The sequence below is a fragment of the Dyella sp. Tek66A03 genome, from assembly GCF_052567735.1.
In genome coordinates this window covers 3,071,001-3,089,441 of record NZ_CP199584.1, presented here as the reverse complement: position 1 = coordinate 3,089,441, position 18,441 = coordinate 3,071,001, and the positions used below count along the sequence as shown (strand labels likewise).

General features: G+C 63.1%; 19 protein-coding genes and 1 other RNA gene. 13 read left to right on the top strand and 7 right to left on the bottom strand.

What is annotated here, in order from left to right:
• Positions 1 to 2: 2 nt before the first annotated feature.
• Together ACT01B_RS13620 and ACT01B_RS13615 are read left to right on the top strand one after the other, a co-directional pair.
• Positions 3 to 395, top strand: coding sequence for an STAS domain-containing protein (locus ACT01B_RS13620; RefSeq protein ID WP_445143788.1), 393 nt, complete (start codon positions 3 to 5; stop codon positions 393 to 395).
• A gap of 287 nt (positions 396 to 682) precedes the next feature.
• A complete protein-coding gene (locus tag ACT01B_RS13615; protein ID WP_445143787.1) occupies positions 683 to 1,270 on the top strand; it encodes a DUF4337 domain-containing protein in 588 nt (195 codons plus the stop codon).
• 90 nt (positions 1,271 to 1,360) lie between these two features.
• Here ACT01B_RS13615 and ACT01B_RS13610 read toward each other — a convergent pair whose 3' ends face one another.
• A complete protein-coding gene (locus tag ACT01B_RS13610; RefSeq protein WP_445143786.1) occupies positions 1,361 to 2,635 on the bottom strand; it encodes an SGNH/GDSL hydrolase family protein in 1,275 nt (424 codons plus the stop codon).
• A gap of 602 nt (positions 2,636 to 3,237) precedes the next feature.
• Between ACT01B_RS13610 and ACT01B_RS13605 the strand changes: the two genes are divergently transcribed.
• Positions 3,238 to 3,573 (top strand): hypothetical protein, encoded by a 336-nt coding sequence (locus ACT01B_RS13605; protein ID WP_445143785.1) that lies wholly within the window; start codon positions 3,238 to 3,240, stop codon positions 3,571 to 3,573.
• A 620-nt stretch (positions 3,574 to 4,193) separates the two neighbouring features.
• Here ACT01B_RS13605 and ACT01B_RS13600 read toward each other — a convergent pair.
• A complete protein-coding gene (locus ACT01B_RS13600; protein WP_445143784.1) occupies positions 4,194 to 4,373 on the bottom strand; it encodes a hypothetical protein in 180 nt (59 codons plus the stop codon).
• Positions 4,374 to 4,653: 280 nt separating this feature from the next.
• Positions 4,654 to 5,044: a transfer-messenger RNA gene (ssrA, locus tag ACT01B_RS13595) on the bottom strand.
• A 119-nt stretch (positions 5,045 to 5,163) separates the two neighbouring features.
• Between ssrA and ACT01B_RS13590 the strand changes: the two genes are divergently transcribed.
• A complete protein-coding gene (locus tag ACT01B_RS13590) occupies positions 5,164 to 5,616 on the top strand; it encodes a GNAT family N-acetyltransferase (protein WP_445143783.1) in 453 nt (150 codons plus the stop codon).
• A gap of 15 nt (positions 5,617 to 5,631) precedes the next feature.
• Here ACT01B_RS13590 and smpB read toward each other — a convergent pair whose 3' ends face one another.
• The gene (gene smpB / locus ACT01B_RS13585) at positions 5,632 to 6,120 is read right to left on the bottom strand and encodes an SsrA-binding protein SmpB (protein WP_445143782.1); all 489 of its coding nucleotides are present in this window, start codon (positions 6,118 to 6,120) and stop codon (positions 5,632 to 5,634) included.
• Positions 6,121 to 6,202: 82 nt separating this feature from the next.
• On the opposite strand from smpB, the gene ACT01B_RS13580 reads away from it, so the two are divergent.
• A complete protein-coding gene (locus ACT01B_RS13580; protein ID WP_445147485.1) occupies positions 6,203 to 6,634 on the top strand; it encodes a type II toxin-antitoxin system RatA family toxin in 432 nt (143 codons plus the stop codon).
• Positions 6,627 to 6,902 (top strand): RnfH family protein, encoded by a 276-nt coding sequence (locus tag ACT01B_RS13575; RefSeq protein WP_445143781.1) that lies wholly within the window; start codon positions 6,627 to 6,629, stop codon positions 6,900 to 6,902. The genes ACT01B_RS13580 and ACT01B_RS13575 overlap by 8 nt, the downstream gene beginning before the upstream one ends.
• Before the next feature lie 27 nt (positions 6,903 to 6,929).
• Here the strand turns inward: ACT01B_RS13575 and ACT01B_RS13570 are convergent, their stop codons facing one another.
• Positions 6,930 to 7,382, bottom strand: coding sequence for an outer membrane protein assembly factor BamE (locus ACT01B_RS13570; protein WP_445143780.1), 453 nt, complete (start codon positions 7,380 to 7,382; stop codon positions 6,930 to 6,932).
• Between the two features lie 76 nt (positions 7,383 to 7,458).
• Here ACT01B_RS13570 and fur point away from each other — a divergent pair, with 76 nt between their 5' ends.
• Positions 7,459 to 7,875 carry a ferric iron uptake transcriptional regulator gene (gene fur / locus ACT01B_RS13565; RefSeq protein ID WP_266151316.1) on the top strand — a complete coding sequence of 139 codons (417 nt, stop codon included), beginning with the start codon at positions 7,459 to 7,461 and terminating at the stop codon, positions 7,873 to 7,875.
• A 403-nt stretch (positions 7,876 to 8,278) separates the two neighbouring features.
• Here fur and ACT01B_RS13560 read toward each other — a convergent pair whose 3' ends face one another.
• Positions 8,279 to 9,835 carry an MASE1 domain-containing sensor histidine kinase gene (locus tag ACT01B_RS13560; RefSeq protein ID WP_445143779.1) on the bottom strand — a complete coding sequence of 519 codons (1,557 nt, stop codon included), beginning with the start codon at positions 9,833 to 9,835 and terminating at the stop codon, positions 8,279 to 8,281.
• A gap of 121 nt (positions 9,836 to 9,956) precedes the next feature.
• Here ACT01B_RS13560 and ACT01B_RS13555 point away from each other — a divergent pair, with 121 nt between their 5' ends.
• Positions 9,957 to 10,592 (top strand): response regulator, encoded by a 636-nt coding sequence (locus tag ACT01B_RS13555; protein ID WP_445143778.1) that lies wholly within the window; start codon positions 9,957 to 9,959, stop codon positions 10,590 to 10,592.
• A 37-nt stretch (positions 10,593 to 10,629) separates the two neighbouring features.
• On the opposite strand, the gene recN is transcribed toward ACT01B_RS13555, so the two are convergent.
• The gene (recN, locus tag ACT01B_RS13550; protein ID WP_445143777.1) at positions 10,630 to 12,300 is read right to left on the bottom strand and encodes a DNA repair protein RecN; all 1,671 of its coding nucleotides are present in this window, start codon (positions 12,298 to 12,300) and stop codon (positions 10,630 to 10,632) included.
• A gap of 120 nt (positions 12,301 to 12,420) precedes the next feature.
• Here recN and hrcA point away from each other — a divergent pair, with 120 nt between their 5' ends.
• From hrcA to dapB, 5 genes are all read left to right on the top strand, one after another.
• The gene (hrcA, locus tag ACT01B_RS13545; protein WP_445143776.1) at positions 12,421 to 13,482 is read left to right on the top strand and encodes a heat-inducible transcriptional repressor HrcA; all 1,062 of its coding nucleotides are present in this window, start codon (positions 12,421 to 12,423) and stop codon (positions 13,480 to 13,482) included.
• An 87-nt stretch (positions 13,483 to 13,569) separates the two neighbouring features.
• Positions 13,570 to 14,088 (top strand): nucleotide exchange factor GrpE, encoded by a 519-nt coding sequence (gene grpE / locus ACT01B_RS13540; protein ID WP_445143775.1) that lies wholly within the window; start codon positions 13,570 to 13,572, stop codon positions 14,086 to 14,088.
• A gap of 158 nt (positions 14,089 to 14,246) precedes the next feature.
• Entirely contained in the window at positions 14,247 to 16,175 is a 1,929-nt protein-coding gene (dnaK, locus tag ACT01B_RS13535) for a molecular chaperone DnaK (protein ID WP_445143774.1), read from the top strand.
• A gap of 125 nt (positions 16,176 to 16,300) precedes the next feature.
• The gene (gene dnaJ, locus ACT01B_RS13530) at positions 16,301 to 17,425 is read left to right on the top strand and encodes a molecular chaperone DnaJ (protein ID WP_445143773.1); all 1,125 of its coding nucleotides are present in this window, start codon (positions 16,301 to 16,303) and stop codon (positions 17,423 to 17,425) included.
• 123 nt (positions 17,426 to 17,548) lie between these two features.
• Complete coding sequence (gene dapB / locus ACT01B_RS13525; RefSeq protein ID WP_445143772.1) at positions 17,549 to 18,352, top strand: 4-hydroxy-tetrahydrodipicolinate reductase; 804 nt, start codon at positions 17,549 to 17,551, stop codon at positions 18,350 to 18,352.
• Positions 18,353 to 18,441: the final 89 nt, after the last annotated feature.

The following is an 18,441-nucleotide window of genomic DNA, read 5'->3' as shown; positions in this document are numbered from 1 at the left end:
CCATGACGTTCAATCTGAGTACCGATGGCTTGACGCCCCAGCGCGTCACATTGCGCGTGGGTGGACGACTTGATGCCATGACTTTCGGTGAGTTCGATGAAGGGGTCGCCCCGATACTCCAGCAGATGGCGGAAGGCGGAACGGTGGTCGTTGACCTTTCCTTCCTCGAATACATTAGCAGTGCAGGGCTGCGAAGCATCGCCAAGATTCGCAAAGCGATGCGCGCGCGCAACGGGCACACCTTGCTCGTGAATCCGCAACCTCAGGTGAAAAAGGTCTTCGAGATCGTAAAGGCCGTGCCCGTCAGCGATGTTTTCGCCAGCGTGGAGGAGTTGGACGACTATCTCGATCATATGCAGCGGAAGATCGTGAACGGCACCGAAGAGGACATTTGATCGAGGCGTTGCCATGTTCCTTCAGGAAATCGACATGGCGGTCGAGCGCGATGCGGCCCTCAGCCGCGAGCCGAAAGCGGGTCTGAGCCACTTCTGGCTCCGGTATTACCGCTGTAAGAGATTCTCGAAAGGGGCGCTGACCCGGTTACCGGGCTACCGATCTGCGAACCCTTGGGTACATGACGTAACAACGGTACATCCCCGATGCCGGTTGAGTGGCCTTCCTTGCCTCCAACCACGATCGCGCGGACCATGAATTCATTGAACAGGATGAGGACTTACGCACCATGCCCGAAGAAATTGAAGTCGATACCGACAAGCTTCGTGAGGCCATTGCCGACGAGGTCGAACGTGAAAGCGGTGGCCTGCTTCGCACCATTGCGCTAAGCACAGCATTGTTCGCAGCGTTTGCCGCCATTACCTCCCTTCAGGCCGGCAGCACGGCGAACGAGGCCCTGATCCTCAAGACCGAAGCGACTGTTTTACAAGCGAAGGCTTCGGATGCATGGGCGTATTACCAAGCGAAAGGCATCAAGGCAGCGATTGCCCACAACGCACAAGGGACCTGGGCAGCAGCGGGCAAATCGCCCCCGGTGAGCCTGGGGGAAGATGAAGCCCGCTACCTCAAGGAACAGCACGACCTAGATAAGCGGGCGCGCGATCTCGAGCACGAGCGCGACGTGAAGTCGGCCGAAGCCGATCATCTGATGCATCAACACCATCGTTTTGCGGAATCGGTGGCGTTGTTGCAAGTCGGCATCGCACTAGGTGCGGTGGCCGCACTCACGCGCAAGCGCGCTGCCTGGTGGGCATCCATTGCGCTGGGACTGGTGGGCTGCGCGTTGTTCGTTTATGCGTTTGTCAGTGCCCGCTGAGCCTGTTGGTACGCCATATAAAAAACGGGGCCAGTTCTGAGCCTCCTGGAGGTCGGCGAGCCTTCGGGTGATTTGGGGTAATCGAACTGCCTATGGCGGCTTGGTGCGAGTTGGCGCGGCTGAAGCTAGCTTGTCGAGCGTGGCCAGGGGTAATGCTGCCGCAATGGCTCTATATCCTGCATCGTTGGGGTGCAGGTGATCACCGCTGTCGTAGGCGGGCAGCAGTCGTGCGGGTTGGCTTGGGTCGAGCAGAATTCGATCGAAATCAAGCGTGGCGTCAAATTCGCCTCCCGTGCGTATCCATGCGTTGACTTGCTGGCGCATGACTTCCTTCGCTGGCGTGTAATAGCCTCTTAGGGTGGCGTTTTCGAATGGGGGAATGGTGGTGCCTATGATGCTCAAACCATGTTGGTGGGCCAGCGTGATAAGCCGCCGATAGCCTCCGATCAGGCCGTTGGCGTCAATAGTTTCGCCCGACGGTGCCAGCGCGTGCAGGAACCCGAGATCGTTGCCGCCGATGCGCACGATAACCACCTTGGCCCCGGGCTGATCAAGCGCATCGCGCTGAAAGCGCGCGAGCCCTGACTCGCCGAGGGCCGCGCCGAAAGTGCTGCCACGTGGACTGTCATGTAGCAGGCGGTTGCCGATAAGTCCTTCGTTGAGCACCGCCACGTTCCGACCGGCTTGCTGCAAACGCGCGGCCAAGGCATCCGGCCAGCGTCGGTTGGCGTCGGGCGTGGAGCCGTCGCCGTCCACGGTGGAATCACCGAAAGGGACCACGGCGAATACAGTGGGCGTAGCCACGATGTCCACTCCGGCGAGGAACGGCCAGCTATCGATGCGCTGTGCCACCGGAAAGTGTGCTGCCGCAGTCACATCGCCTGGGCGCGAGACATAGCTGGTCTGCTGGGCGAGGATATGAACGGTCGTGGTTTCGGCGGCCGTCGGGAAATAGAGACTAACAGCCAAGTCCGATAGCGCAGGAACCTCCAGCGAGGCAGGGTCACTCAGCACCGTTGCATGCGCCGGCACGGTGACGGATGTTCGTCCACCGAATGTCAGGGCGCGGTCACTCACCGGATCGCTATCTGCTCCGGTGGTGCGGCGAGCGATATGCGCAGCGCCTACCGTCAACGGCGAGTTACCGTAACGGTTCGATATGTGAATGCGCACCTGTGAGCCGCCCGCGCTGACATGCACGATCAAGCGCAGGCTCTGGTCGCGGTAGCGATCGATGGTGCCGGGCATCGGCGGTTGCGGGGCAGCGGCCCAGGTGCCCACCCAATCTGTTCTAGGGAGAGCGGCAGCGGCGGCGGTGACACTTACCGTCAGGCCAATGGACACCGTCGCCAACCAGACGAGCACGAGCAATGCTCGGCAACAGAGGATTTTTCCAGGTCGTCTCGTCTGTAGCAGCGCGTCGAGTAGGGTCATCAGTTTTTCCGAAAGGATGAGGGGAGGGCCTCATGGTGATTTCGGTGCCCGCAATCATCGTCCGGGTATCGAGGGCCGCATGCATATGCCAAGCGAACTATGTGGTCCACTGCCAGATCCGATGGGTCAGCGAGCGCCATGTCGGCGATGCGCATGGCATTGAGAGCGGGGGCCTCTTCTCACGAGTCCATCGGCCCTTTGCAGCAGCATCATCATGACATCGGCGCCCCTCGGGTCGATGCCTTCCTGCAAACGGTACCAGGTTGAGTTATGGGGAAACGGCGGCATTAGCCGGCGATCAGGAAACTCAGAAGTCCAAGGACCACAACAGCCATGTCACGCGAGGGGATACGTCGCAACGGCAATCCCTGACAGGCGGGGATCCTTGCGTTTGCTATTTTCGGCCCGTCACTCGCCGCGTTCATTCCATGGGGCAACGCGAGTGACCATGGCAGCAATGTCATGAGGCGCGGGCCGCAGGTGCTACAAACACCCACGACCCGCTAACCATCACCAACTGACTAGGGTTGATCATGGCTGTCCACGATCATACGGCACCCGCACGCCTGTCTTTGCTCTCCTTGGGTGACTCGTTCACCGACTCGCCCGCCGCCGGTCTACCGGCTCATCGTCCACAGGCACCCTCGCCACGCGGCACGACCTTCGACGACGTTGCACAAGCGCACTACGCGCTTTCGCGACTGTGGTTTGAGGACGAGCAGTATCGAAAGGCGAAGGCAAAGCACCCCGGCGCCGAGCCCCTGACATGGCCACTCCCAACGCTTTTCAAGGACGGAGTGGCCGTGGCGATCCAGTGCCTGGAGCAGTACGCCAAGCAGCTTAGCGACGAGCGAGCGATGAACGGGTAAGCGCGTCCTTGTGATCGTCCCCGCGGTGCATCGACCGGTTTGGCGATGCACCGCACCTTGGTGACGACTTACCCCGCGACAGGGTTTTGCCTTACACGGATCGCCGCAAGCGCTTATCCGTAGATCCGCTGTGCCTTACGCAGATGCTTCTGCTTGAAGGAGCGCGCGTCGCGCAGAGAAAAGAACCAGCGCGGGCTGCTTGAGCGGCGACGCATGCGGCTCACTGACCACCACCAATGACTGAGGTCTTGATCATGGCTAAAACCGATCATAAGTGGAGCGAACGCCATTTCGAGTCCATCGGCGACAAGCACCTCAATCCACTAGGCCGCATCCCCGGATGCTTGCCGAAAGCCGTGGTGCCAGGGCACGCGCCGTGCACCGACATCCACGCACTGGTACGCCTTCTTGCCAACAGTGAAGCCTTTCGCGATATGCAGGCCAACTGCCAAAGCGTGGAGTCCGGTCACCGTTGGATCTCGTTCTGCGACAGCACAGTGTGCAAAGCGCGTCGAAGGACCGGTCTGCTTGATTTAGCGCTTGCCGACCAGCGGGCTGGTCGTCCAGTAAAGAAAAGCCCCGCTTTCGGCGGAGCTTTTCTATCGGGCCGCCGCAGCCAATCAGGCGCAGTGACTAAGCTTTGTAGCAAGGGCGGCCTTACGAATGACCTCGCGCTGGCTAGCCGAAGTCGACTCCATCACCTTGCGATAGACCCTGGTCTTCTCCTGGGACGAAGCTTCGCGGATGAACTTTGAGATGGGTGTTTTAACGCCTTTCTTGGCGCCAAAGATATTGATCATGGTCGTAAGCCCCTGCTATCAGGGAAGAATTCGCGAGAGCGTGGCGTGATCGTAGGATTCGGCCAAGTAACCGTCAACTAATTCAACGTTTGCCGCGGAGGCTCTTCTGGAGTTGTCGTCGTTCTGAAGGATCAGATCAACCTTAGATGGAGGAGCGGAGTCAGGTTGACTTGTTTCCGATCAGTTCGATGCTTCGCCCCCTACACCTTCGTATGCCGTCTGGTCAGCCACAAGTGCCAAACAAAAACGCCCGGCAATCACTTGCCGGGCGCTTTGCTATTGGTGGAGGTGGCGGGAGTCGAACCCGCGTCCGAAGGCGTTTGACGCCCGGTACTACATGCTTAGCTCACCGTTAGATCTCGCCCCGCGACAGCACGATGTGCGAAGCGCATCGAAGGGCCAGCCTGCTTGATTTAACCCTAACCGACAGGCGGCAGTTTCGGGCGATTCCGTGATAGTGACCCAAATTGCTACGAGCACAGACACAAGTAGGTTTGGGGCTCGGTCTTAAGCGACCATGCCGTTATCGCAGCTTATTAGGCGGCGAGAGCGGTGGGAGCGTAGTTGTCGTCGTTGGCAACTATGAGTTTGCAGCTGGATTAACGAGGAAAGCTACCCCCTCGGCATGCACCAAGCCATCTCACTACCCCCGTCGAAGCCAGGACACCCCCGGGGAAGATCGTATTGCTGGTCAGGCAGTATATGGAGGTTCGTGCGGATACATCAAGGCCGCGCACCGCAGGGCCTCAGCATCTATGGTTGGCAGCATGGCTACCGAAGGGAAGGGACCATGGTGCGGATACGTATGGCAGGCCTGGCTGACGCTGGATTGATGACCGATCTACGCTGCGCCTTTCTCGAAGAGATTGGCCAACGCCTTGAAGACGGCTTCGCCGACCGTTTGCGCAGCTGGATCGATGAAGCGCTGTCCGATGGTCGGCTGCAACTCTGGCTGGCCGAACTGGACGGTCGTGTGGCGGGCTGCGCGGCAATCAATACGTATGCACGCATGCCTTCCGCGAATTATCCGAACGGTATCGGATGGCATCTGCACAACGTGTATGTGAAACCGGCGAACCGCAAGGCGGGTATCGCCGTTGCGCTGTTGTCGGCAGTTGGTGCAGCGGCACGGGAGCAGGGCGTGGATGTGCTGAGCCTGCATAGCGAACCCAGCGCACGCGGGCTTTACGAGCGCTTCGGCTTCCGAGTGTCGGAGGACGCCATGAGCATGTCGCTCGCCTGATCGACGAGCGCTGCCTCAGGCGCGATTGTGCGCACGCATGGTGCGCTGTTTCTCGCGCTGCCAGTCGCGTTCCTTCTCGGCGTCGCGCTTGTCGTGGTCCTGCTTGCCCTTGGCGAGGCCGATTTCCACCTTCACCTTGTTGCCCTTCCAGTACAAGGCCATGGGGATGAGCGTGTAGCCCTTGCGCTCGACGGCGCCGATGAGCGTGTCGATCTCCGCGCGATGCAGCAGCAGTTTGCGGGTGCGGCGGTCGTTCGCCACGACGTGGGTGGAGGCGCTGATCAGCGGCGGAATGGAGGTGCCGATCAGGAAAATTTCGCTCCTGAGCACGATGGCGTAGCTGTCGCCGAAATTGATGCGACCGGCACGCAGCGACTTCACTTCCCAGCCCTGCAGCTCAAGGCCGGCTTCGAAGCGCTGGTCGATGTGGTACTCGTGGCGGGCGCGCTTATTGAGCGCGATGGTGCCGCCAGCCTTCTTGTCTTTGTCCTTAGCCTTGGCCATGTCCGCTAAACTTCGGGCTGCTTGCCCTGATGATGATCCGGCCGAATTGGCCTGGATCCAGATGATTCCGAAAGAGGCTGATGTGATCGAGATCCGCCGCAGCGCCCTGGTGCGATATTCGCCGGCCCAGATGTTTAACCTGGTAAACGAAGTCGAAGCATACCCAAAGCGTTTCCCCTGGTGTGTCGCCGCCGAGATTCTCGAGCGTGGGGAAGATGTGCTGGTGGCGCGGCTGGATCTCAAGTACGCCGGCTTTCGGCAGAGCTTTACCACGCGCAATACCACGGTGCCTCCGCAGCGACTGCATATGAGCCTGGTCGATGGTCCTTTCCGCAGCCTTGACGGCTTGTGGGAGTTCATCGCGCTGGGCGACGCGGGCTGTAAGGTGTCCTTTGCGCTCGACTTCGACTATGCCGGTCGCCTGGGTGGCACAGCGCTGAAACTGGGCTTCCAGGGACTTGCCGGTCGCATGGTGGACGACTTTTGCCGCGAGGCCGAGCGCACCTATGGCTGAGCAGATCACTGTCAACGTGGTCTATGCGGGGCCGGAACGCCAGCTCGTGCGTCGCGTGACCTTGCCGGTGGGCAGCACGGTAATGCAGGCGATCCAGGCTTCAGGCATCGCCCAGGCCGTTGCCGGCCTGGTGATCGATCAGGAACGCCTGGGCATTTTTTCCCGCAAGGCGGCGCCGGATCAGGTGCTAGGCGAGGGCGACCGGGTGGAGATCTACCGGCCGCTCACGCTCGATCCGAAGGAGGCACGCCGGCGCCGAGCCCGCTAGGGCTGATGCGGCACCGGCATGGCGACATCACTTGCCGCCACCGTCCTTCTTGTCCGAGCCACCCTTGTCCGAGCCACCACCCGTGCTCTTGTCACCGGAGGTTTCATCGACCGGGTAACTGGCGTGGTACTTCTTGGTGTCGTTCACCAGCTTCTGCGCGTCTTCGGCAAAGAAGTCGCCATCGGTGCGGACCAGGGCGTCGTTGTTGAAGGTCAAGGTCAACGTGCGGATCTTGACCGGGCCGCCGCGGTGCTGCTGGGTGGACACGTAGTTCCACTGGTTCTGGCTAAACGGTGAGTTCACCGACGGGGAGCCCATCAACACCACTACCTGACGCTTGGTCATGCCGGGTTGCAGCTGATCCACGGTTTTCTTGTCGAGCAGGTTGCCCTGGTACACGTCTGGGGTATAGATAAGACGGCAGCTGGCCAGAGAAAGGGCCAGCATGGCAAAACCCAGCGTGCGAATCAGCTTTTGCATGCGTGTTGCGTCCGGATCGTAAAGGTGTCGGATGATACACTAACGGCCTCGTGGCGCCGTGTGCGTGGAGTTTGCTATGGAACAGGAAACTAAAGAACTTCGCAAAGCCGGACTCAAGGTGACGCACCCCCGCATGCGCATCCTGCAGATCTTCGAAGACGAGGAGGCTCACCACCTCACCGCCGAAGATATCTACAAGCGCCTGCTGTCCCACCAGGAAGACATCGGCCTGGCCACGGTGTACCGGGTACTGACCCAGTTCGAGGCAGCCGGTATCGTCGTCAAGCACAACTTCGAAGGTGGCCAGGCGGTCTACGAACTGGATCGCGGCAAGCACCATGACCACATGATCGATGTGGACAGCGGAAAAGTGATTGAGTTCGTGAGCGAGGAGATCGAGCGGCTGCAGCACGAAATTGCGGCACGCCACGGTTACGTCATCGAGGATCACAGCCTGGTGCTGTACGTGCGTCCGAAGCATCGGACCAAGTAAGGCTCGCTTAGGGCATAACAAGTTAGAGCTTGGAGGGCCGGTGGCGTTCACACTGCCGGCCTTTTTCGTGGGCGGGGCAGGCTGAGGGGGGTATCCCTGAGCATCGCCCATAAAAAAAGCGCCCACCTTATTAAAGAAAGCGCCCATAAAAAAAGCCGCGGGAGGACTCCTGTCCGCCCTGCGGCTGATCCGTTACCGGATGGCTCCATATGAAGGCGAGTTGCTCGCTCAACCTGGATACGCCACCGATTCCGGCGGAACGGCATCCTGCCATTCTTCATGCCCACCGTCCCCACGGTTGACATGGCTCACCATCTTGCGATGGTGGCTCCCCCACATCGATGAACTGAGACTAACGAACCCTTCACGAAGCGGGTATCAGAAAATTTCCTATGCCTGTGCTCTAAGCCCGCGACAAATCGGCAATATTTGTGCTGCTTCGCAACAAAATGCGCAGGTGTACCCCCTGCGATTCGGGGCGCACGCGGAACAAACCGCCCAATGAGGTCACCCGGTCGCGCATGCCCTGCATGCCCCGGCCACCTCGTGGCATGCGGGCTGGCAGGCCAATGCCGTTGTCGCGGATGTCGAGCAGGGCCATGGCGACGCCTTGTCGCTCGCCGATACGCAGGCGCAGCTGGAACATGTCCGCCTGGGCATGCTTGACGGCATTGGTGGCGCTCTCCTGCACGAGGCGATAGATCACCGTGCGGGTGTCGTCGTCGAGCAGGCGCGGGTCGCCATGCAATTCGGTGTGATAAGCGACGCCCGCGGCGTTGAGCAGATCGCGGATAGGGCCTTCATCCAGCGCTCGCAGCAGGCCGAATTCATCCAGTACGGCGGGGCGCAGGTCGTCCAGCAGCCGGTGCAGGGCACGTCGCATATGGCCGAGGATGGCGTTGATCGAGATGCCGATATCGTCCATGCCGGCCTGCGTCAGGCGTGATTGCGCCAGCTTGACGTGGGTCTGGATGGCGGTGAGGTTCTGGCCCAGCTCATCGTGCAGCTCGGCGGCCATGTGGCGGCGCTGATTTTCCTCGGCCTGCAGGTTGCCGCGGGCGGCATCGCGTAGCTGGCGTGCGAGATGATCGAGCCGGCGATTGACCGCCGCGAGATAGACGTTCTGTTCGGCGACGCGCTCGCTGCTGCGGCGCAGCGCATCCGTGGCCGAGCCCAGCATCAAGGCGCCGGTACCGGCCACCGCCAGGAACAGCTCGCCGGCGGCGCCGGGGGCGCCGTGGCCTGATATGTGGTCGACCACGGTCATGCCGAGGCTGGAAATGAGCATGGCCAGGCTGGCGCCGCGCCAGCCATGCCGAAAGGCGAAGAACAGCACCGGCGCCAACGACAGCACCCGGGCGAACTGGGGCTGCGGCGCGCCGTGCGAGGACAGCACCATCAGGATCGCCAGCGACGGCAGCAGCACCAGCAGACCGTCCATCAACAGGCTGCCCAAGGCGCGCTTGCGCAACCGTGCCCGCAGCAGCATGACCAGCAACGGGACGACCAGCAGCACGCCCACATAATTGCCGAGCAGATCCTGGCCCATGGCCTGGACCAGGAGGTCCGAGGTGGGGCTGGCGTGGACCAGGGCGAGCAGAATGGCGTCGGTGGCAGTGGTGGCCGCTACCGTGAAAGCCGCCGAAAGCAGCAGTCGGGCAACGTCCTCCGGATCACGCAGGCTGGCGTGGAGATTGGCTCGCCGCATCAACGCCAGGCAGATGGTCACCACGATGGGCTCGGGAAACTCGCCCAAAAAGAAGCCCAGCCAGCCCAAGGGCAGGCCATTGGCAAAGCCAATCAACCCGGTCGCCGCGAACTCCGCGCCCAGCAGCCAGGGCCACATGCGGATGGGAGCCAGCAAGAGCGCGCCGAAGCGAAGGCCGTAAGGCAGCATCCAGTAGGGCTGTTCAGTCGGCCATAGCAGCAGCCAGAGCAGAAAGTAGCCGAGCCCAAGCATGAGGGCGGAACCGGGGAGTGATGATGATCTCGATGGCATGCGCGGGATGTTACATGGCGCCCGCCGGCTGATATGCGCAGGGGTATAGGCGGCCATCACCGGGACTGCTATACATGTCGCCATGTACAGCATTGTCCTGGTCGATGACCACGCCATCGTCCGCGAGGGGTTCAAGCGGCTGATCGAAATGGAACCGGATCTCGAGGTGGTGGCGGAGTGCCGCTGCGCCGACGATGCGGTGGAAGCGGTTGGCTTGCGGCGGCCCGATCTCGTGGCGCTCGATCTCTCACTGCCTGATGGCAGCGGGCTGCCGTTGATCGAGCATTTGCGCAGCGTCGCGGTGGACACGCGCATCGTGGTGCTGAGCATGCATGACGGTGAGCCTTACGTATCCGAGGCGCTGCGTCGTGGGGCGAGTGGCTACGTGACCAAGGGTGTGGCACCTGAGGAATTGGTGGCCGGCCTGCGCGCCGTGATGCAGGGCGAATGCTTCCTCAGCTCCGACTTGCGCCGCCGTCGCGCGGAGCGCCCGAGTGAGTCGCTCGATCCGATTCACCGCCTGACCGCGCGCGAGCGCGAGGTATTCCTGTTGCTGGCGGCGGGTCGTGCGCCCAAGCAGGTAGCCGGCGAGCTAGGCATTGGACAGAAGACGGTCTACATCCACCGGGCCAGCCTGATGGGCAAGCTGGGGGCGGGCTCGGAACTGGATCTTTATCGCATGGCCAGCGAACGCGGCCTGCTGCCGCGCAGCGCCTAACTGCTTCCTCTCCCCTCCGGGGAGGGGGGCAAGTAGCTCAGGCTTGGGCGCGATCGAGCATCTGCTTGGCGTGGGCACGCGTTTCGCGCGTGATCTCAACGCCGCCCAACATGCGCGCCAGCTCATCGCGACGTCCGCTGGCGTCCAGCTTCTCGATCTGCGTACGCGTGGACTGGCCATCGCTGGCCTTGCTTACGCGCAGATGCTCGTGGCCCTGCGCGGCGACCTGCGGCAAGTGGGTGACGCACAACACCTGGCGCTGGCCGCCCAGGGCGCGCAGCTTTTGGCCGACTACCTCGGCCACGGCGCCGCCGATGCCGGTATCGACCTCGTCGAACACCATGGTGCCTACCGTGTCCTTGCCCAGGGTCGCCACTTCGATGGCCAGGCTGATGCGGGCCAGTTCGCCGCCCGATGCGACCTTGCGCAGTGGGCGCGGTGGCTGGCCGGGGTTGGCGCTGACCAGTAGCTCGCAGCGTTCGCGGCCCTGGGCATCGGGCTCATGATCCGTGGAGGCCTCCAGCTCGACCACCAGACGGCCGCCGCTCATGCCAAGCTCGGCCATCAGTAGGCTGACTTCGCTGCCGAGTCGGCTGGACGCGTCGCGTCGCGATTCGCTCAGCTTGGCGGCGGTAGCGTCGTAGTTCTGCTGCAGCTGCTGGCGCTGGGCGGCGAGCTGTTCGAGCGCATCGCCGGCACCTTCCAGTTCGGTGAGTTCGACACGCAGCGATGACGCCTTGTCGTGCAATTCGACGACCGGCAGGCGATGGCGCCGGGAGAGCTCGTGCAGCTTGGTGAGATGGGTGTCGACATCGGCATAGCGCTCGGGGTCGAGGTCGACGTCCTGCGCATAGCGACCCAAGGCATCGGCGGCTTCGGTCAGCTGGATCGAGGCGTTGTCCAGCAGCTCCAGCACTGGCGCCAGCTTGTCGTCCAACGCCGCCAGCTTGCCCAGTTCCATATGGGCCCGACTCAGCGCCCGACGCAACGCAAATTCGCTATCGCCATCGAGCAGTTCGACTACGCCGCTGGCACCTTCGGCGAGGCGGCCGGCATTGGCCAGGCGCCGATGGCTCGCTTCCAGTTCCGTCAATGCGGCGGGCGGCAGTGCCCATTTCTCCAGCTCGCCCAGCTCGTGGCTCAGCAGTTCGATACGCTGCTCGCGATCGTCGCCACCACTGAGCTTGCGGATGCGACCACCCAGGTCGCGCCATTGCTGGGCCAGCTCGCGGACCTGCCCGACCAGCGTTTCGTTGCCGGCATAGGCGTCGAGCAGCTCCAGCTGATGGGCGCGCGACAGCAGGGCCTGATGCTCGTGCTGTCCGTGGATCTCGACCAGCAACGTGGCCAGCTCGCCCAGCTGGCTGGCGTTGGCGGGACGGCCGTTGATCCAGGCGCGTGAGCTGCCTTCGGCGCGGATGACGCGGCGTAGCTGGCAGGTATCTTCCTCGTCCAATTCTTCGCGCTTGAGCCATTCGCGGGCTTCGGGCAGGTCGTCCAGGCTGAACTCGGCGGTGAGTTCGGCCCGATCACTGCCGGCGCGCACCATGCCGCTGTCGGCGCGGGCGCCGGCCAGCAGCATCAGGGCGTCGACCAGCAGGGATTTACCGGCGCCCGTCTCGCCGCTGACGACGGTAAGGCCCGGGCCGAAGGCGATCTCGGCTTCTTCAACGACGGCAAAATGGCGGACGTAGAGCGAAGTAAGCATGGGCGAGGGTATGGTGAAGTCGGTGGATTGTAGCGGTTGGTTGGACCGGTTGACTGTGTCCGGGCTTGCGCGCAGGCGCGGCAGACCTTATTTCTTGTCTATCTCACGGATTGCTACAGCATGCCTCTGTCCTTTGGCCACGAACTCGATGCCCGCGCGCGACGCCTGCTGCGCACATTGATCGCCCAGTACCTGGTCGATGGCGAGCCGGTGGGCTCGCGCACGCTGTCGCGCTCATCCGGCCTGGATGTGAGTCCGGCCACCATCCGCAACATCATGGCCGACCTGGAAGATGCTGGCTTGGTCGCCTCGCCGCATACCTCGGCCGGCCGCGTGCCTACCCCGCGCGGCCTGCGCTTGTTCGTCGACAGCCTGATCGAATTGCAGCCGCTGCCCTTGGAAGAGATGGCCCGCCTGCGCCGCGAACTGCCGCCCGGCCCGACCACCACGCGCGACCTGCTGGGCAACGTATCGACCCTGTTGTCGGCGATGACCCGCTTTGCGGGGGTGGTCACGGTGCCGCGGCAGGTTGATTTCCCGCTGCGTCATATCGACTTCGTGCCGCTGCCTGACGAGCGCGTGTTGGTGATCCTGGTGTTCTCGGACAACCAGGTACAGAACCGTATCGTCCAGCTGGCCAAGCCGCTCGACGGCCGCGAGCTGGAGCAGGCCGCCAATTATCTCAACAGCCACTTCGCCGGCTTGCGCCTGGACGATATCCGCGCCCATCTGTTGCGCGAACTGCGTGAGGCGAGCAGCGAGCTCAACCGGCTGCTGTCCAGTGCGGTGGAGCTGGCGGCGGCTTCGTTTGCGCCGCAGACCGAGAGCGACGACGTCCTGGTCAGTGGCCAGACCAACCTGATGGGCTATTCCGAGCTGGCCAACCTGGAACGCCTGCGCGAACTGTTCGAGGCATTCCAGAAGAAGAACGAGCTGCTGCAGCTGATGGAGGTCTGCGCCAAGGCCCCTGGCGTGCGGCTCTTTATCGGTGAGGAATCGGGTTTTGCCGCGCTGGACGGCTGCAGTGTGGTGACCGCCAGCTATGGCGCGCAGGGACGGGTATTGGGGGCCGTGGGCGTGATCGGACCGACCCGGATGGCCTACGAACGGGTGATCCCGGTGGTCCAGGCGACGGCCGGTTTGCTCAGCGATGCCTTGAATCGCGCCGCTACGACCCTATAACGCGCTCGGGAGGCGGGATTTACCCGCAGAATTTGTTGACGGCTGGCGCCCTGGGGCACCGGCCACGGATAAGGCTTGGAGTCATTCATGCAGAGCAACGATCCACAGGCACCGAACGAGGCGCAGGGCGAGTCGCCCAACGTCGAACTGGACGCACTCAAGGCGCGCGTCGCCGAGCTCGAGGCCAGCAACAGCGAGCTGCGCGATACCGTGCTGCGCGAAAAGGCCGAGATCGAGAACCAGCGCCGCCGCCTGCAGCGTGATGTGGAGCAAGCCCGCCGCTTCGCCAACGAAAAGCTGTTGAACGAGCTGCTGCCGATCTACGACGGCCTCGAGCGTGGCCTGGAAGTGGAGGGCGGCGATGTCGCCACGGTGCGTGAGGGCATCTCGCTCACGCTCAAGTCGCTGCTGAAGATTGCCGAAAACAATGGCTTGGTTCAGGTCGATCCGCTGGGCCAGCCGCTGGATCCGGAAAAGCATCATGCCGTAAGCATGGTCGATGCCCCGGGTGCTGCTCCCAATACCGTGGTCAACGTGCTGCAGAAGGGTTATGTGTTGAACGATCGACTGCTGCGCCCAGCGCTGGTGGCGGTCGCGAAGGATTGACGCGTGGCTGGGGGGAGAGGACGCCTGAACCGCGTCCCCCTTCGGGCCTAGCTAAAAGGATCGGAGGTCTTGCCGGCATTGAGATGCCAGGCGTCGGGCCCCATCTGGAAACCAGTTGCGGCCGAGGGGTCGCTTAAAGCATTCGGGAGTAGACAGCAATGGGCAAAATCATCGGTATCGATCTGGGCACGACCAACTCGTGCGTGGCAGTGATGGATGGCACCACCGCCAAGGTCATCGAGAACTCGGAGGGCGATCGCACCACGCCGTCCATCGTGGCCTTTACCAAGGACAACGAAGTCCTGGTGGGCGCGCCGGCCAAGCGCCAGAGCGTGACCAACCCCAAGAACACCTTCTACGCGGTGAAGCGCCTTATCGGCCGCAAGTTCACCGATGCTGAAGTTCAGAAAGACCTGCACATCGTTCCCTACGGCATCGTGGCCCATGAGAACGGCGACGCCTGGGTGCAGACCGCCGATGGCAAGAAGATGGCTCCGCAGGAGATCTCGGCCAAGGTGCTGATGAAGATGAAGAAGACCGCCGAGGATTACCTCGGTGAGCCGGTCACGGAAGCCGTGATCACGGTACCGGCCTACTTCAACGACAGCCAGCGCCAGGCCACCAAGGACGCCGGCCGCATCGCCGGCCTGGACGTCAAGCGCATCATCAACGAGCCGACCGCGGCTGCCCTGGCCTATGGCCTGGACAAGAAGGGCGGCGACCGCAAGATCGCGGTATACGACCTCGGCGGCGGCACCTTCGACGTGTCGATCATCGAGATCGCCGAAGTCGACGGCGAGAAGCAGTTCGAAGTGCTGGCCACCAACGGCGACACCTTCCTGGGTGGCGAAGACTTCGACATGCGCGTCATCGACTACCTGGTCGAGGAGTTCAAGAAGGACCAGGGCATGGACCTGCGCAAGGATCCGCTGGCCCTGCAACGCCTGAAGGATGCCGCCGAGCGCGCGAAGATCGAGCTCTCGTCCAGCCACCAGACCGAGGTGAACCTGCCGTACATCACGGCCGACGCTTCCGGTCCGAAGCATCTCAACATCAAGCTGACCCGCGCCAAGCTCGAAGCGCTGGTGGAAGACCTGGTCAAGCGCACCATCGACCCGTGCCGCACCGCGTTGAATGACGCTGGCCTGCGCGTGTCCGACATCAACGAGGTCATCCTCGTCGGTGGCCAGACCCGCATGCCCAAGGTGCAGGAGTCGGTGAAGGACTTCTTCGGCAAGGAGCCGCGCAAGGACGTCAACCCGGACGAGGCTGTCGCCGTGGGCGCGGCGATCCAGGGAGGCGTGCTGGGCGGTACCGTCAAGGACGTGTTGCTACTGGACGTGACCCCGCTGTCGCTCGGTATCGAGACGATGGGTGGCGTGATGACCAAGCTGATCGAAAAGAACACCACCGTGCCGACCAAGGCCTCGCAGGTGTTCTCCACCGCCGACGACAACCAGACCGCCGTGACCGTGCATGTGCTGCAGGGTGAGCGCGAGCGCGCCAGCGCGAACAAGTCGCTGGGCAAGTTCGACCTGCAGGGCATCGACTCGGCGCCGCGCGGCATGCCGCAGATCGAAGTCACCTTCGATATCGACGCCAACGGCATCCTGCACGTGTCGGCCAAGGACAAGAAGACCGGCAAGGAGCAGAAGATCGAGGTCAAGGCAGGCTCGGGCCTGTCCGAAGACGAGATCAACCGCATGGTCGCCGACGCCGAAGCCAACAAGGAAGAGGACAAGAAGTTCCACGAACTGGTCAGCACCCGCAACAAGGCCGACCAGCTGGTCCATGCCACCCGCACCGCGCTGAAGGAGCATGGCGGCAAGGTGCCGGCTGATCAGCTCAGCAGCATCGAAGGCGCACTGTCCGACCTAGAGAAGGTCAAGGACGGCGACGACAAGGCTGCCATCGAGTCCAAGCTTGAGAAGCTCGAGCAGGTCGCCCAGGCGCTGTACGCCGCGGCCCAGGGCGGCGGTCAGGCCGACGCTGGCGCCCACCAGGCTGGCCCGCAGGGCTCGGCCGGCGGCCACCAGGACGACGTGGTCGATGCCGAGTTCACTGAAGTCAAGGACGACAAGAAGTAAGATGTCCCGGTCGGCGCTGCCGATCTAACGCAGCCCGCGCCCGGGACTCCTAGGCGCGGGCTGTTTTTTGAGGAGACATGGATCGCGCGATTCATGTGAGAGAGCGATCCATGTCGGATGCAACAATGAGCAAGCGTGATTACTACGAAATCCTGAGCGTCGAACGCACGGTCACCGAGGTCGAGCTGAAGAAGTCCTTCCGCCGGCTGGCGATGAAGTTTCATCCCGACCGCTGCCCGGACGACCCGCACGCGCAGGAAAAATTCAAAGAGGCCAAAGAGGCCTACGAAGTGCTGTCCGATCCGCAGAAGCGCGCGAGGTACGACCAGCACGGCCACGCCGCTTTCGAGAACGGCATGGGTGGTGGTCGCGGTGGCGCCGGCTTCGGCGACATGGGCGACATCTTCGGCGATATTTTTGGCGACATCTTTGGCGGCGGCGGTCGCGGTCGCGCGCGCCGTGGTTCGGACCTTCGCTACATCATGGAGCTTGATCTCGAGGAAGCCGTGTTCGGCGTCGAGCGCAAGTTCGAGATTCCCACCCAGGTCAATTGCCATCACTGCAATGGCTCGGGTTCGGCGGACGGCAAGACCGTGCAGTGCCGCACCTGCCAGGGGCATGGCCGCGTGCGCATGCAGAACGGCATCTTCTCGATCCAGCAGGCCTGCCCGCATTGCGGCGGCAGCGGCCACGCCATCGAGAAGCCGTGCAAGGAATGCGACGGCGAAGGCCGTCTGGAAGAGACCCGCGCGCTGTCGGTGAACATTCCCGCGGGCGTGGACAATGGCGACCGCATTCGCCTGGCGGGGCAGGGCGAAGCCGGCCCGGCCGGCACCGAAGCGGGCGACCTGTATGTGGAAGTGCGCGTGCGCGAGCATGCGATCTTCCAGCGCGACGGCAACGACCTGCATTGCGAGTTGCCGATCCGCTTCTCGCAGGCGGCGCTGGGCGCTGAGCTGCAGGTGCCGACCTTGGAAGGCGAGGTACCCATGGCCATTCCGCCGGAAACGCAGACGGGTCAGCTGTTCCGCTTGCGCGGGCGCGGCGTGAAGTCGGTGCGCAGCAGTCGTACCGGTGACCTGATCTGCCGCGTGGTGGTGGAGACGCCGGTGCGTTTGACCAAGGAACAACGCGACTTGCTCGAGCAGCTCGAGACAACCTTCTCCGGCGGCGATGCCGATCAGCACACGCCGCGTGCGAAGAGCTGGGTCGACGGCGTCAAGCAGTTCTGGTCGCGCGTCACGTCGTAAGTGCATGCGCCTTTCCCGACCGGGAAGGGCGCCTCGATTCGGGCTTGCCCGTGTACGCCGCTGCCGGCTGCCGCTAGCATCGCGTCTTCCGCCTTTGCTGCTACGCCCGGAAGGAGCCCCCGCATGAGCCGTCCCGTTCGACTCGCCATCAATGGCGCCACTGGCCGTATGGGGCAGGCCTTGCTCGGCTTGATCAGGGACGATGCGCGCTTCGTCCTGGTCGCTGCCATCACGTCAGCGGGCTCGTCGCATCTGGGGCAGCCGGTCTATGTCGGTGCCGACAGCTTGCGTTTCACGCATGGCTGGCCGGGCGCCAACACGCTCGATGTGGTCATCGACTTCAGCGGCCCCGCGGGCCTGGCCGAGGCGTTGACCTATTGCGAGTCGCACCGCGTGGCCCTGGTCACCGGCACCACCGGTGTCGATTCCACCTTCAACCAGCGACTGGCGTCGACGGCGCAACGCATCGCACTGCTGCGTTCCGCCAATTTCAGCCTCGGTGTGGCGGTGCTGACGCGCTTGCTGCGCCAGGCTGCGGCAGCGCTGCCTGATTGGGATCTCGACATCATCGAGGCGCATCACAATCGCAAGGAAGATGCGCCTTCAGGCACGGCGCTCGCCTTGGGTGAGGCCGCCGCTGATGCGCGCGACTCCACGCTCGCGGAAAGCGCCGTCTATGCGCGTGAAGGCCGCACGGGTCCACGAAAACTCGGCACGATCGGGTTTGCGGTGGTGCGCGGTGGCGACATCGTCGGCGAGCATGTCGCCTTGCTGATGGGGCAGGGCGAGCGCGTGGAACTGGCGCATCGCGCCACGGATCGATCCATTTTCGCGCGTGGCGCGTTGGAAGCGGCGCATTGGCTGAGTGGGCGCACGGCAGGTGCCTACGATCTCGACGCCATGCTTAGCGAACGCGCCGCGCGCTAAGGAACGCCAAAACTAATGCGGACACGTCATCCCAGCTTGACCAGCCATTCGGCTGTTGAGAGCCGCTTGGATGACGATCCACGATTGCC

Bases quoted from the DNA above. Each gene is read 5' to 3' on its own strand.
- ACT01B_RS13600 (WP_445143784.1), bottom strand. From the start codon at position 4,373: ATGATCAATATCTTTGGCGCCAAGAAAGGCGTTAAAACACCCATCTCA.
- ACT01B_RS13590 (WP_445143783.1), top strand. From the start codon at position 5,164: ATGGTGCGGATACGTATGGCAGGCCTGGCTGACGCTGGATTGATGACC.
- dapB (WP_445143772.1), top strand. From the start codon at position 17,549: ATGAGCCGTCCCGTTCGACTCGCCATCAATGGCGCCACTGGCCGTATG.
- ACT01B_RS13620 (WP_445143788.1), top strand. From the start codon at position 3: ATGACGTTCAATCTGAGTACCGATGGCTTGACGCCCCAGCGCGTCACA.
- fur (WP_266151316.1), top strand. From the start codon at position 7,459: ATGGAACAGGAAACTAAAGAACTTCGCAAAGCCGGACTCAAGGTGACG.
- ACT01B_RS13605 (WP_445143785.1), top strand. From the start codon at position 3,238: ATGGCTGTCCACGATCATACGGCACCCGCACGCCTGTCTTTGCTCTCC.
- ACT01B_RS13570 (WP_445143780.1), bottom strand. From the start codon at position 7,382: ATGCAAAAGCTGATTCGCACGCTGGGTTTTGCCATGCTGGCCCTTTCT.
- dnaK (WP_445143774.1), top strand. From the start codon at position 14,247: ATGGGCAAAATCATCGGTATCGATCTGGGCACGACCAACTCGTGCGTG.
- smpB (WP_445143782.1), bottom strand. From the start codon at position 6,120: ATGGCCAAGGCTAAGGACAAAGACAAGAAGGCTGGCGGCACCATCGCG.
- ACT01B_RS13555 (WP_445143778.1), top strand. From the start codon at position 9,957: ATGTACAGCATTGTCCTGGTCGATGACCACGCCATCGTCCGCGAGGGG.
- grpE (WP_445143775.1), top strand. From the start codon at position 13,570: ATGCAGAGCAACGATCCACAGGCACCGAACGAGGCGCAGGGCGAGTCG.
- ACT01B_RS13560 (WP_445143779.1), bottom strand. From the start codon at position 9,835: ATGCTTGGGCTCGGCTACTTTCTGCTCTGGCTGCTGCTATGGCCGACT.
- dnaJ (WP_445143773.1), top strand. From the start codon at position 16,301: ATGAGCAAGCGTGATTACTACGAAATCCTGAGCGTCGAACGCACGGTC.
- recN (WP_445143777.1), bottom strand. From the start codon at position 12,300: ATGCTTACTTCGCTCTACGTCCGCCATTTTGCCGTCGTTGAAGAAGCC.
- ACT01B_RS13615 (WP_445143787.1), top strand. From the start codon at position 683: ATGCCCGAAGAAATTGAAGTCGATACCGACAAGCTTCGTGAGGCCATT.
- hrcA (WP_445143776.1), top strand. From the start codon at position 12,421: ATGCCTCTGTCCTTTGGCCACGAACTCGATGCCCGCGCGCGACGCCTG.
- ACT01B_RS13575 (WP_445143781.1), top strand. From the start codon at position 6,627: ATGGCTGAGCAGATCACTGTCAACGTGGTCTATGCGGGGCCGGAACGC.